This is a genomic window from Pseudomonas sp. LW8 (assembly GCF_041956865.1).
Lineage (GTDB): Bacteria > Pseudomonadota > Gammaproteobacteria > Pseudomonadales > Pseudomonadaceae > Aquipseudomonas > Aquipseudomonas siliginis.
Genome location: NZ_CP168138.1, coordinates 5379508 through 5392083 on the forward strand (window position 1 = coordinate 5379508; position 12576 = coordinate 5392083).

General features: G+C 61.0%; 14 protein-coding genes. 6 read left to right on the top strand and 8 right to left on the bottom strand.

Annotated elements, in window-relative coordinates; all coding sequences use genetic code 11:
* Positions 1–16 precede the first annotated feature (16 nt).
* Both AB9L16_RS24395 and AB9L16_RS24400 read left to right on the top strand, forming a co-directional pair.
* On the top strand, positions 17–340 hold the full coding sequence (locus tag AB9L16_RS24395; protein WP_008083808.1) for a DUF3392 domain-containing protein: 324 nt from the start codon (positions 17–19) through the stop codon (positions 338–340).
* A 138-nt stretch (positions 341–478) separates the two neighbouring features.
* Positions 479–1027, top strand: coding sequence for an RNA 2'-phosphotransferase (locus AB9L16_RS24400; RefSeq protein WP_150636923.1), 549 nt, complete (start codon positions 479–481; stop codon positions 1025–1027).
* 129 nt (positions 1028–1156) lie between these two features.
* Here AB9L16_RS24400 and trmB read toward each other — a convergent pair whose 3' ends face one another.
* The 4 genes from trmB to AB9L16_RS24420 form a co-directional block, all read right to left on the bottom strand.
* Positions 1157–1882, bottom strand: coding sequence for a tRNA (guanosine(46)-N7)-methyltransferase TrmB (gene trmB, locus AB9L16_RS24405; RefSeq protein ID WP_024014663.1), 726 nt, complete (start codon positions 1880–1882; stop codon positions 1157–1159).
* A gap of 9 nt (positions 1883–1891) precedes the next feature.
* On the bottom strand, positions 1892–2686 hold the full coding sequence (locus AB9L16_RS24410; RefSeq protein WP_041476820.1) for a thiazole synthase: 795 nt from the start codon (positions 2684–2686) through the stop codon (positions 1892–1894).
* 61 nt (positions 2687–2747) lie between these two features.
* On the bottom strand, positions 2748–2948 hold the full coding sequence (gene thiS / locus AB9L16_RS24415) for a sulfur carrier protein ThiS (RefSeq protein WP_052392133.1): 201 nt from the start codon (positions 2946–2948) through the stop codon (positions 2748–2750).
* 71 nt (positions 2949–3019) lie between these two features.
* Positions 3020–3400: a DUF423 domain-containing protein gene (locus AB9L16_RS24420; RefSeq protein ID WP_056786365.1), complete on the bottom strand. Its 381-nt coding sequence runs from the start codon at positions 3398–3400 to the stop codon at positions 3020–3022.
* Between the two features lie 74 nt (positions 3401–3474).
* Here AB9L16_RS24420 and mtgA point away from each other — a divergent pair, with 74 nt between their 5' ends.
* On the top strand, positions 3475–4197 hold the full coding sequence (gene mtgA, locus AB9L16_RS24425; protein ID WP_095181330.1) for a monofunctional biosynthetic peptidoglycan transglycosylase: 723 nt from the start codon (positions 3475–3477) through the stop codon (positions 4195–4197).
* A 178-nt stretch (positions 4198–4375) separates the two neighbouring features.
* Here the strand turns inward: mtgA and rpoH are convergent, their stop codons facing one another.
* From rpoH to ftsY, 4 genes are all read right to left on the bottom strand, one after another.
* Positions 4376–5230: an RNA polymerase sigma factor RpoH gene (gene rpoH, locus AB9L16_RS24430; RefSeq protein WP_016772717.1), complete on the bottom strand. Its 855-nt coding sequence runs from the start codon at positions 5228–5230 to the stop codon at positions 4376–4378.
* Positions 5231–5345: 115 nt separating this feature from the next.
* On the bottom strand, positions 5346–6371 hold the full coding sequence (gene ftsX / locus AB9L16_RS24435; protein WP_016772716.1) for a permease-like cell division protein FtsX: 1026 nt from the start codon (positions 6369–6371) through the stop codon (positions 5346–5348).
* Positions 6368–7039 carry a cell division ATP-binding protein FtsE gene (ftsE, locus tag AB9L16_RS24440; protein WP_016772715.1) on the bottom strand — a complete coding sequence of 224 codons (672 nt, stop codon included), beginning with the start codon at positions 7037–7039 and terminating at the stop codon, positions 6368–6370. Before ftsE ends, ftsX begins: the two co-directional genes overlap by 4 nt.
* A complete protein-coding gene (ftsY, locus tag AB9L16_RS24445; protein ID WP_041476823.1) occupies positions 7036–8523 on the bottom strand; it encodes a signal recognition particle-docking protein FtsY in 1488 nt (495 codons plus the stop codon). The genes ftsE and ftsY overlap by 4 nt, the downstream gene beginning before the upstream one ends.
* Positions 8524–9131: 608 nt before the next feature.
* On the opposite strand from ftsY, the gene AB9L16_RS24450 reads away from it, so the two are divergent.
* Genes AB9L16_RS24450 through rsmD form a run of 3 tightly spaced genes read left to right on the top strand, consistent with a single transcriptional unit; the run spans position 9132 to position 12572 of the window.
* Positions 9132–10487 carry a pitrilysin family protein gene (locus AB9L16_RS24450; RefSeq protein ID WP_041476824.1) on the top strand — a complete coding sequence of 452 codons (1356 nt, stop codon included), beginning with the start codon at positions 9132–9134 and terminating at the stop codon, positions 10485–10487.
* A complete protein-coding gene (locus AB9L16_RS24455) occupies positions 10480–11970 on the top strand; it encodes a M16 family metallopeptidase (RefSeq protein ID WP_375122816.1) in 1491 nt (496 codons plus the stop codon). The genes AB9L16_RS24450 and AB9L16_RS24455 overlap by 8 nt, the downstream gene beginning before the upstream one ends.
* On the top strand, positions 11970–12572 hold the full coding sequence (gene rsmD, locus AB9L16_RS24460) for a 16S rRNA (guanine(966)-N(2))-methyltransferase RsmD (protein ID WP_375122817.1): 603 nt from the start codon (positions 11970–11972) through the stop codon (positions 12570–12572). The genes AB9L16_RS24455 and rsmD overlap by 1 nt, the downstream gene beginning before the upstream one ends.
* The last annotated feature ends 4 nt before the right edge of the window (positions 12573–12576 follow it).

Below are 12576 nucleotides of genomic sequence, written 5' to 3' on the forward strand. Positions count from 1 at the left end.
CTCAAAGGGAAAACGCATGGATTTGATACTCGACCTGCTGGCCACCGTCTCCCGCTGGAGCCGCAGCAATCTCTCGGAAATCGCCCTGGCGCTGGTCGGTTGCCTGCTGGTGCTGTTCGGCGCTGACTTCAAAGGCTGGGTCGAGCAACGCCTGGGCAGCATCGCCGGCGCCCTGCGCGTGCCCCTGATGGCCCTGCTCTGCCTGATCGGCAGCGGCGCCGCGCTGATCTACGCCACGCCATGGGTGATCAAAGGCCTGAGCCAGTTCAACAACTACAGCCTGGCGCCGGTGCTGCTGGTGGTACTGGTGCTGATCGGCGTGGTTGCTGATCGCCGCTGATCTTTCGGCACACCCAAAACGAATGTAGGAGTGAGCCTGCTCGCGATAGTGGTCTGACATTCAACCTCTTCGGTGACTGTCAGTCCGCAATCGCGAGCAGGCTCACTCCCACAGTTGATCGCAATGAAAGGGAAGTTCATGAGTAAAAAACTACTGGATGAGACGAGCAAATTTCTTAGCTTCGTGTTGCGTCACGAGCCTCAGGCGATCGGACTGAATCTGAATTCGGAAGGCTGGGCAAATATCGAAGCACTGATCAGCGGCGCGGCGCGTGATGGCAGGCATTTAAGTCGTGAGCTGATTGAAAACGTCGTGACCAGCAGTGACAAGAAGCGTTTTACGATTTCCGCTGATGGCCACTGTATACGCGCTGTTCAAGGCCACTCGACGAAAAGCGTTGATCTGCAATTCGAGCAGAAACAGCCACCGCAAACGCTCTACCACGGAACAGCGACGCGTTTTCTCGACTCGATCCACAGACAAGGCTTGATTCCAGGACAACGCCATCAGGTGCATCTGTCCGACGAGATCGCCACCGCGTCGGCCGTGGGTCAACGCTACGGAACGCCAGTCGTTCTGAAGGTTGCCGCGAAGCAGATGGAAGAACAGGGCTTCAAGTTCTATCAGGCCGAAAATGGCGTCTGGTTGACAGAGCAGGTGCCCGCTCGATTTCTTGCCCCCCTGTAATCTCCTCATACACAAAACAATTGTGGGAGCGAGCCTGCTCGCGAAGGCGTCTTGACATCCAACATCATCGTTGAACGTCAGACCGCTTTCGCGAGCAGGCTCGCTCCCACAGTTTTTTTTGCGTGATGCTTAAGCGATCTTTTCGAACTTCAGATCCCACACGCCATGGCCAAGGCGTTCGCCACGGCGTTCGAACTTGGTGATCGGGCGTTCGGCCGGGCGTGGGACGCATTTGCCGTCTTCGGCAAGGTTGCGGTACCCCGGGGCGACGTTCATCACTTCCAGCATGTACTCGGCGTAAGGCTCCCAGTCGGTGGCCATGTGCAGAATGCCGCCAACCTTCAACTTGCTGCGCACCAGTTCAGCGAACGAGGCCTGGACGATGCGGCGCTTGTGGTGGCGGCTCTTGTGCCACGGATCCGGGAAAAACAGCATCAGGCGATCGAGGCTGTTGTCGGCGATGCAGCGATTGAGCACTTCGATCGCGTCACAATCGTAGACCCGCAGGTTGGTCAGCCCTTGGGTCAGCACGCCATTGAGCAGCGCGCCGACACCCGGACGGTGTACTTCAACACCGATGAAATCCTGCTCTGGAGCGGCCGCGGCCATTTCCAGCAGCGAGTGGCCCATGCCGAAACCGATTTCCAGCGAGCGCGGCGCCGAGCGGCCGAACACCTGGTCGTAATCGACCGGCGCATCGGCCAGCGGCAGCACATACAGCGGCGCGCCCTGATCCAGGCCGCGTTGCTGGCCTTCGGTCATGCGCCCGGCGCGCATCACGAAACTCTTGATGCGGCGGTGTTGGCGCTCGTCGCCTTCGTCCGGCTGGACAGGCGTGTCGTTCGATTCAGTCATCAATGGCTCTTACTTGATCAGACCATCCAGCGGCGAAGAGGCGCTGGCATAGAGTTTTTTCGGCATGCGACCGGCGAGGTACGCCAGGCGACCGGCAACGATGGCGTGCTGCATGGCTTGCGCCATCATGACCGGTTGCTGGGCGTGGGCGATGGCCGAGTTCATCAGTACGGCGTCGCAACCCAGTTCCATGGCGATGGTCGCGTCGGAAGCGGTACCGACACCCGCATCCACCAGCACCGGGATCCTGGCTTCTTCGAGGATGATCTGCAGGTTGTACGGATTGCAGATACCCAGACCGGAGCCGATCAGACCGGCCAGCGGCATCACGGCGATGCAGCCGATTTCCGCCAGTTGCCGGGCGATGATCGGGTCATCGCTGGTGTAGACCATCACGTCGAAGCCTTCCTTGACCAGGGTTTCGGCGGCCTTGAGGGTTTCGATCACGTTGGGGAACAGGGTTTTCTGGTCGGCCAGCACTTCCAGCTTCACCAGATTGTGGCCATCGAGCAGCTCACGCGCCAGGCGGCAGGTGCGCACGGCTTCGATGGCGTCGTAGCAACCGGCGGTGTTCGGCAGGAAGGTGTAGCGATCCGGCGACAGCACTTCGAGCAGGTTCGGCTCGCCTTCGATCTGGCCCAGGTTGGTGCGGCGCACGGCGAAGGTGACGATTTCGGCACCCGAGGCTTCGATGGCCTGGCGGGTTTCTTCCATGTCACGGTACTTGCCGGTACCGACCAGCAAACGCGACTGGTAAGTACGACCGGCCAGCACAAAAGGCTTGTCGCTACGAACGATGCTCATGGGGAATCCTCTTTAAGGGTGAGGGTCTTGCAGAATTCTGTGCCCTTGCGGGCCGGGACAATCAGCCGCCGCCGATGGCGTGGACCACTTCGACGTTGTCGCCGTCGTTCAACGTGGTGTCGGCATGCTGGCTGCGCGGGACGATGTCCAGATTGAGCTCGACCGCCACCCGACGTCCGGTCAGATCCAGACGGGTGATCAGGTCCGCAACGGTTTCACCGTCGGGCAGTTCAAAGGACTCACCGTTCAACTGAATGCGCATGCACAACGCCGCCATCATTTTTAGGGGCTGGCATTCTAGCCCGATCATGACCTAAAGGTCAGTACCAAGCGTCAAGCGGTTAGCTGCAAGCGCCAGGCGGCGAGGCCGAGGCAAACCCAACCGATGAGAAACGCGAGGCCACCAAAAGGGGTAATGATGCCGAGCTTGCTGATGCCGGTGGTGGTCAGCAGATACAGGCTGCCGGAGAACAACACAATGCCGACGGTGAAGGACACGCCGGCCCAAGTGACCAGCCGCCCTGGAATCTGCGTGGCCAGCAGCGCAACGCCGAACAGTGCGAGCGTGTGCACCAGTTGGTAGGTGACGCCAGTGTGGAAGATCGTCAGGTATTCCGGCGTCAGGCGGTTTTTCAGGCCGTGGGCGGCAAACGCGCCCAGCGCAACACCGGTGAATCCGAAAAAAGCGGCCAGCATCAAAAAGCCACGCAGCATGGGGAACTCCAGTCAGACGCCATCGGCAGGGTCTGTATAATGGCCCGCTCCACGGGTTCGGCCAAGCCATCTCTATGCTGCGTTCAATTTTCCGTCGTCTCACGAAGGCTCTGCTCTGGTTCGCCGGCGGCAGTGTCTTGCTGGTGCTGGTGTTTCGCTTCGTGCCACCGCCGGGCACGGCGCTGATGGTCGAGCGCAAGGTCGAATCCTGGGTCGACGGCGAGCCGATTGACCTGCAGCGCACCTGGAAACCGTGGAACGAGATCTCCGATGACCTGAAAGTGGCGGTAATTGCTGGCGAAGACCAGAAATTCCCCGAGCACTGGGGCTTCGATCTGCGCGCGATTCAGGCTGCTCTGGCCCACAACGAACTGGGCGGTTCGATTCGCGGTGCCAGCACCTTGAGCCAACAGGTGTCGAAAAACCTCTTTCTCTGGTCGGGCCGCAGTTATCTGCGCAAAGGCCTGGAAGCGTGGTTTACCGCGCTGATCGAGGTGTTCTGGCCCAAGCAGCGAATTCTCGAGGTGTACCTGAACAGCGTCGAGTGGGATGACGGCGTATTTGGCGCTGAAGCGGCGGCACGCCATCACTTTGGTGTGAGCGCAAAGTCATTGTCGCGTCAGCAGGCGAGTTATCTGGCTGCCGTACTGCCCAATCCACGGGTGTGGAGCGCCAGCCATCCGACCGGTTATGTATCGCGCCGGGCTGGGTGGATTCGGCAGCAGATGAGTCAGTTGGGCGGCGACAGTTACTTGCTCGGGCTGAACGATTCGCGGCGGGCGCCTTGGGCTGAATAACACCGAAATTCCAATGTGGGAGCGAGCCTGCTCGCGAAAGCGGTGTGTCAGCTTGCATTGATGGCACTGATAAACCGCTTTCGCGAGCAGGCTCGCTCCCACAGGGTTTGTGTTGAAACAGAAATGAAAACGCCCCGATCATCGCTGATCGGGGCGTTTTTTATTGCGGATTCGCCAGTTAAGCGGCGATCGACAACTTGAGCTTGTTCATCGCGCTCTTTTCGAGCTGACGGATTCGCTCGGCCGACACGTTGTACTTCTGCGCCAGATCGTGCAGCGTGGCTTTCTCTTCCGCCAGCCAGCGCTGGTAGAGGATGTCACGGCTGCGTTCGTCCAGCACTTCCAGTGCTTCGTGCAGGTTGGTGTTCGAGTTGTCGCTCCAGTCGGCATCTTCCAGTTGACGCGCCGGGTCGTACCGGTGGTCTTCCAGGTAGTTGGCCGGAGACTGGAAAGCACTGTCGTCGTCGGCTTCGGCAGCCGGGTCGAAGGCCATGTCGTGACCGGTCAGACGACTTTCCATCTCGCGCACTTCACGTGGTTCGACGCCAAGGCTTTCCGCCACACGGTGGACTTCCTCGTTATTCAGCCACGCCAGGCGCTTCTTCTGGCTGCGCAGGTTGAAGAACAGCTTGCGCTGGGCCTTGGTGGTCGCGACTTTCACAATGCGCCAGTTGCGCAGGATGAACTCGTGAATTTCCGCCTTGATCCAGTGCACGGCGAACGACACCAGACGCACACCCATTTCCGGGTTGAAACGCTTGACGGCCTTCATCAGGCCGACGTTGCCTTCCTGGATCAGGTCAGCCTGAGCCAGACCGTAGCCGGAATAGCTACGGGCAATGTGTACGACAAAACGCAGGTGGGCGAGCACCATCTGCCGAGCCGCCCCCAAATCCTGCTCATAGTAGAGACTCTCGGCCAGTTCACGCTCCTGCTCCGGCGTCAGCAATGGAATGCTGTTGACGGTGTGCACGTAGGCTTCCAGGTTCGCACCCGGAACCAACGCATACGCAGGTTGCAAAGAATTGGTCATACGAAAAAACCTCCCACTCACATACTCGTGCCTCTCGGCACTGCGAAAAATTGACCGGGAACTCAGGTACAAGTTCCCATAAAAACCGCAAGGTCAATCACGCGCAAAAAAGATTCTACTTCGGCGCCAGCTCCCTGAGATGACGTGCGACTGCAATCCATGCACCGATATAACCCAACAGCACCGCGCCAAGCAAGAGCGACAGACCGTCGGCCACTGGCACACCGGCCAGGGCGAAATCACTGCCGTACAAGCCGGCCAGTCCGACCACCGCATCGTTCAGCCAGTTCAGGCCGAACGCCAATACGCCCCAGGACAACAGCCCTGCACCGAAGCCATACAACGCGCCCATATAAAGGAAAGGGCGGCGCACATAACTGTCAGTGCCGCCGACGAGTTTAATCACTTCTATCTCGGTGCGGCGGTTTTCAATATGAAGACGAATGGTATTGCCTATCACCAAAAGTAATGCAGACACCAAAAGCACCGTCAGACCGAAGACAAAGCGGTCGCCAAGCTTGAGGATGGCGGCCAGACGCTCGACCCAGACTAGATCAAGTTGCGCCTGTTGTACCTTCGGCAGCTCGGAAAGTTTTTGTCTTAATGCTTCGAGTGTCGGCTTGTCGACTTCGTTCGGTGTCACCAGCACCACACCCGGCAAAGGGTTGTCAGGCAGCTCACGCAGGGCTTCGCCCAGGCCGGACTGCTGCTGGAATTCTTCCAGCGCCTGATCGCGGCCGACATATTCGGCATCAGCGACGCCCGGCATGCCTTTGATCTGCTCACGCAGCGCTTCGCCTTGTTCCGGGCTGGCGTCGAGTTGCAAGTACAGTGAAATCTGCGCCGCGCGCTGCCAGGAACCGCCGAGACGTTCGACGTTATTGAGCAACAGCGACAACCCCATCGGCAGACTCAACGCCACGGCCATCACCATGCAGGTGAAGAAGCTGCCGATCGGCTGTTTGCCGAGACGGCGCAGACTGTCGAGCAGGCTGGCGCGATGGCTTTCGATCCAGGCGCGAAACAGCGTGGCGAAGTCCGGGCCGTCGTCATCGTCGTGCTTTTTCTTTTTCTGCGGTTGCGGATCGGCGGCTTTCGGGGCCACGCGCTCGGAAACCTTCGGACTGCGTGTCGCACTCATACCCCGGCCTCCCCGTCGCCGATCAAGCGGCCGCGTTGCAGGGTCAGCATGCGATGACGCATGCGCGCGATCAGTGCCAGGTCGTGACTGGCGATCAGCACGCTGGTGCCCAGACGGTTGATGTCTTCGAACACGCCCATGATTTCGGCGGCCAGACGCGGGTCGAGGTTACCGGTCGGTTCGTCCGCCAGCAGCAAGGCCGGGCGGTGGACGATGGCGCGGGCAATGCCGACGCGCTGTTGCTGACCGGTGGACAGGTCGCCCGGGTACAGATCGGATTTATCCGACAGCGCCACGCGCTCCAGCGCCGAATCGACGCGCTTGGCGATCTCGACCTTGGACAGGCCGAGGATCTGCAGCGGCAAGGCGACGTTGTTGAACACCGTGCGATCGAACAACAACTGGTGATTCTGGAACACCACGCCGATCTGCCGACGCAGAAATGGAATCTGCGCATTGCTGATAGTGCTCAGGTCTTGCCCGGCGAGCAGCAATTTGCCGCTGGTCGGCCGTTCCATTGCCAGCAACAGGCGCAACAGCGTGGATTTACCGGCACCGGAGTGGCCGGTGACAAACAAGAACTCGCCACGACGGACTCGAAAGCTCAGCTCATGCAAGCCGACGTGACCGTTCGGGTAGCGTTTACCGACCTGTTCGAAACGAATCATGAACGCTCCCGCTCGGCAAACAGTGCCTGGACAAAGGGTTCGGCTTCAAAGGTACGCAAATCGTCGATGCCTTCACCGACGCCGATGTAGCGGATCGGCAGGCCGAATTGCTTGGCCAGGGCGAAAATCACCCCGCCCTTGGCAGTGCCATCGAGCTTGGTCAGGGCCAGGCCGGTCAGTTCGACGGTCTGATTGAACTGCTTGGCCTGGTTGATCGCGTTCTGGCCAGTGCCGGCGTCGAGCACCAACAGCACTTCATGCGGCGCGTCGGCATCGAGCTTGCCGATCACCCGGCGAACCTTTTTCAGCTCTTCCATCAGGTTGTCTTTGGTGTGCAGGCGACCGGCGGTGTCAGCGATCAGCACATCGATGCCACGGGCCTTGGCCGCTTGCACGGCGTCGAAGATCACCGAAGCGGAATCGGCGCCGGTGTGCTGAGCGATCACCGGAATCTTGTTGCGCTCGCCCCAGACCTGCAATTGCTCTACCGCCGCAGCACGGAAGGTGTCACCAGCGGCGAGCATGACTTTCTTGCCTTCCAGTTGCAGCTTCTTCGCCAGTTTGCCGATGGTGGTGGTTTTGCCGGCGCCGTTGACGCCTACCACCAGAATCACGAACGGCTTGTTCTGCGAGGCGATTTTCAGCGGTTGTTCGACCGGTTTGAGCATTGCGGCCAGTTCGGCCTGCAGGGATTTGTACAGGGCGTCGGCGTCTGCCAGTTCCTTGCGTGCGACCTTCTGGGTCAGGCGCTGAATGATCTGCGTGGTGGCTTCAACACCCACGTCGGCGGTGAGCAGACGGGTTTCGAGGTCGTCGAGCAGATCGTCGTCGATGGTTTTGCGCCCGAGGAACAGGCTGGCCATGCCCTCGCCGATGCTGGCGCTGGTCTTCGACAGGCCTTGCTTGAGGCGGGCGAAGAAACCGGCTTTGGTTTCTTCGGTGCGCGGGGTTTCGACTGGCGCTTCTACAGGGACTTCGACCGGCACGACCGGAGCGACCGGAGCGACAACCGGCGCAGCGGCAATCGGTGCAGGCTCCGACGGCGGGACAACCGGGGCGGCGGGTTCAGAAATGACCGGCGCAGGCTCGACAACCGGTTCAGGCACAGGCTGCGCAGGCACCTCGGCAACCGGCGCAGGAATCACTGGCGTCACATGTGGCGCCGCTTCTTCAACCAGCGCGACCGGCTCTTCTGCCACCGGCAAGGTCAGCCACGGCTCGGCGGCGGGCGTCAGCGGCAGTTCGGGAGCGGCGGGCGCTTCCGGCTCGGCTTCAGCCTCCGGTTGCAGCACCGGCTCGGCGATCGGCAGCACAATCGGCGCCGGCTCTTCTTCTATTACAGGAGCTGGCGCGGGGGCCGGTTCAGGAATCGCGGGCGGCTGTTCGACGACGGGTTCCTGCGGTTTTTTCCGCAGCCATCCGAACAGGCTTTTCTTCTCGCCAGCCGCAGCTGGGCTCTTCTTGTCGTCGTTGGAACCAAACATGGAGGACGGCTATCTCACGGTAGCGACGCGCCAACAGGGCGCCCCGGCAAATAAATATTCGATGCAGAACAGACTGTGTTTCACCCAGCTTGTTCACGCGCAACATTTTGTCGAGGCACCGAAGGCACCTCAAGGATCGTATTAACGTTGATCTAAACCGGCAAAGATCGGCGAAAACGCGGAGTTTAGTGGGGAAAACACAGCTTTTCGCCGCAAACCTATACAGCCTTATCAAACCCTGAAGCCTGATAGGCGTGGCCGCCAGTAAAACGGATCAGTATCCTAGGGCGTGTCATTGATCATTACCAGTACCGCGTGGCCGCCTGAAAACGGGCCAGACAAGGCGCAGGCCGCAGGGAATGTGCTTTCCTTGCCAAGGACTGCAACGCAGTATGGCCCGTTTTCAGGCGCCACCCGGAGGGCCGGGCCTGATAGTGTGCAGGGCTGCGTTGCTCGGAGTTTATTTGGAACAACCAAACCACACTCCTCGCGCCTTGCCCTGCACACTATCAGGCGCCGGCGCGGTACTGGTAATGATCAATGACACGCCCTACCTCTCGCCCGCCGACGCTAAGACCAAGCGGGCAGCCCAACAGGTTGAAAAACGAATGAATGCTCTAGCCCGCCGCGCTGCTGGCCTACTGCTCAGCGCAGTCTGCCTGCCCCTTTCGGCCTTGGCGGCCGACCCGCAACCGACCCATGAATTCACCCTCGACAACGGCCTCAAGGTCGTCGTGCGCGAAGACCATCGTGCGCCGGTGGTCGTTTCGCAGATCTGGTACAAGGTCGGCTCCAGCTACGAGACTCCGGGCCAGACTGGTCTGTCCCACGCGCTTGAGCACATGATGTTCAAGGGCAGCGAAAAGGTCGGCCCCGGCGAAGCTTCGCTGATCCTGCGCGACCTTGGCGCCGAAGAGAACGCGTTCACCAGCGACGACTTCACGGCTTATTACCAGGTGCTGGCCCGTGATCGTCTTGGCGTGGCCTTCGAGCTGGAAGCCGACCGCATGGCCAACCTGCGCCTGCCGGCCGACGAGTTCGCCAAGGAAATCGAAGTCATCAAGGAAGAGCGCCGCCTGCGCACCGATGACAAGCCGATGTCCAAGGCTTACGAGCGCTACAAGGCCATGGCCTACCCGGCCAGCGGTTACCACACGCCGACCATCGGCTGGATGGCTGACCTGGACCGCATGAAAGTCGAGGAACTGCGCCACTGGTACCAATCCTGGTACGCGCCGAACAACGCCACACTGGTGGTGGTCGGTGACGTCACTCCGGACGAAGTGAAAACCCTCGCCCAGCGCTACTTCGGCCCGGTCGCCAAACGCGACGTGCCACCGGCGAAAAAACCGCTGGAACTGGCCGAGCCCGGCGAACGCCAGATCACCCTGCGCGTGCAGACCCAACTGCCGAGCCTGATGCTTGGCTTCAACGTGCCGAGCATTGCTACCGCTGAAGACAAACGCTCGGTCAACGCCTTGCGCCTGATCTCCGCGCTGCTCGACGGCGGCTACAGCGGGCGCATCCCCACGCAGCTGGAGCGTGGCGAAGAGCTGGTCTCCGGCGGCTCGTCGGACTATGACGCCTACACCCGTGGCGACAGCCTGTTCACCCTGTCGGCCACGCCAAATACGCAGAAGAAAAAGACCATCGCCCAGGCCGAAGCCGGCTTGTGGAAACTGCTTGAGCAACTGAAAACAACCGCGCCGTCTGCCGAAGAGCTGGAACGCGTCCGCGCTCAAGTCATCGCCGGCCTGGTCTACGAGCGTGACTCGATCACCAGCCAGGCCACCGCGATCGGTCAACTGGAAACGGTCGGCCTGTCGTGGAAGCTGATGGACACCGAACTGGCCGATCTGGAAAGCGTGACCCCGCAAGACATCCAGAACGCCGCGAAAAAGTATTTCACCCGCGAACGTCTCAGCGTCGCCCACGTCCTGCCTTTGGAGACGACTCATGAGTGAGCGCAAAACCCCACGCCTGATGCTGCTTGGCCTGATTGCTGTCGCGGTGATCGGCTCGGCGGCCGTGTATCTGTCGCCCGGCGCTGACAGCCACGCCAGCGAAGCCCTGGATAACGCCAAAACCAGCCAGAAACTGCAATCGCTGGCCGAACTCGACGGCAAGGCCCCGGCCAGCCGCAAGCTCGATGTACAGACCTGGAACACCGCTGACGGCGCCAAAGTGCTGTTCGTCGAAGCGCATGAGCTGCCGATGTTCGATATGCGCCTGATCTTCGCCGCTGGCAGCAGCCAGGACGGCAACGCGCCCGGCCTCGCGGTGCTGACCAACGCCATGCTCAACGAAGGCATCGCCGGCAAAGACGTCGGCGCTATCGCCCAGGGCTTTGAAGGTCTCGGGGCCGACTTCGGCAACGGTGCGTTCAAGGACATGGCGCTGGCCTCGTTGCGCAGCCTGAGCGCACCTGAGCAGCGTGAACCGGCGTTGAAGCTGTTCGCCGATGTGGTCGGCAAACCGACCTTCCCCGCCGATTCCTTCGCGCGCATCAAGAACCAGCTGCTCGCCGGTTTCGAATACCAGAAACAGAACCCCGGCAAACTCGCCAGCCTGGAGCTGATGAAGCGTCTGTACGGCGATCACCCGTACGCGCATTCCAGCGATGGCACTGCCCAGAGCGTGCCGAAGATCACCCTGGCGCAATTGCGCGAGTTTCATGCCAAGGCCTACGCCGCCGGCAATGCGGTGATTGCGCTGGTTGGTGATTTGTCGCGAGCCGAAGCCGAGGCGATTGCCAATCAGGTTTCCTCGGCCCTGCCGAAAGGTCCGGCGCTGGCGAAGATCGCTGCGCCGCAGGAGCCGAAGGCCAGTGTCAACCACATCGAGTTTCCTTCGAAACAGACCAACCTGATGCTCGCGCAACTGGGCATCGATCGCGATGATCCGGATTACGCCGCGCTGTCGCTGGGCAACCAGATCCTCGGCGGCGGTGGTTTCGGTACGCGCCTGATGAGCGAAGTGCGCGAGAAGCGCGGCCTGACCTACGGCGTGTATTCGGCGTTCAGCCCGATGCAGGCCCGTGGCCCGTTCATGATCAACCTGCAGACCCGCGCCGAGATGAGCGAAGGCACCCTGAAACTGGTGCAGGACGTGCTCGCCGACTACCTGAAAACCGGGCCGACACAGAAAGAACTCGACGATGCCAAGCGCGAACTGGCCGGCAGCTTCCCGCTGTCCACCGCGAGCAACGCCGACATCGTTGGCCAGCTCGGCGCGATGGGCTTCTATAATCTGCCACTGAGCTATCTCGACGATTTCATGCGGCAGTCGCAGAGCCTGACTGTGGAGCAGGTCCGCGATGCGCTGAACAAACACCTGAGCACGGAGAAAATGGTCATCGTCACCGCTGGCCCGACCGTGCCGCAAAAGCCGTTACCGGCCCCATCTGATAAACCTGCCGAGCAACCGCTCGGGGTTCCGGAGCATTAATGGCCACTCGAGCACCGAAAAAACCCGTGCAAAACGTGCACAACGGCGTCAATCAGCTGCGCATCATTGGCGGCCAGTGGCGCAGCCGCAAGCTGAACTTCCCCGACGCACCGGGCCTGCGCCCGACCCCGGATCGCGTGCGTGAAACCCTGTTCAACTGGCTCGCGCCCTATGTCGAAGGGGCCAAAGTGCTCGACCCGTTCGCTGGCAGCGGCGCGCTGTTTCTCGAAGCGCTGTCCCGAGGCGCGGCCACGGCCCAGGCGCTGGACGCCAGCAACGTTGCAGTTTCCAGCCTGAAAGAGCACCTCGGCACCTTGCGTTGCAGCAACGGCCAGGTGCAAACCGCCGACGCGCTGCGCTACCTGGAAACCCAGGCCGCGACGCCGTTCGATCTGGTGTTCCTCGACCCGCCGTTCAACCAGAACCTGTTACCAGCGGTTTGTACTTTGCTGGAAGAGCGCCAATGGCTGGCGGCCGATTCATGGATCTACACGGAAAGCGAAACAGCGCCATCGACGCTGGGCCTGCCGGGCAACTGGCGCCTGCACCGCGAACAGAAATCCGGTCGTGTGTATTACGCGCTGTGGCAGCGCAGCGCTTGAACCA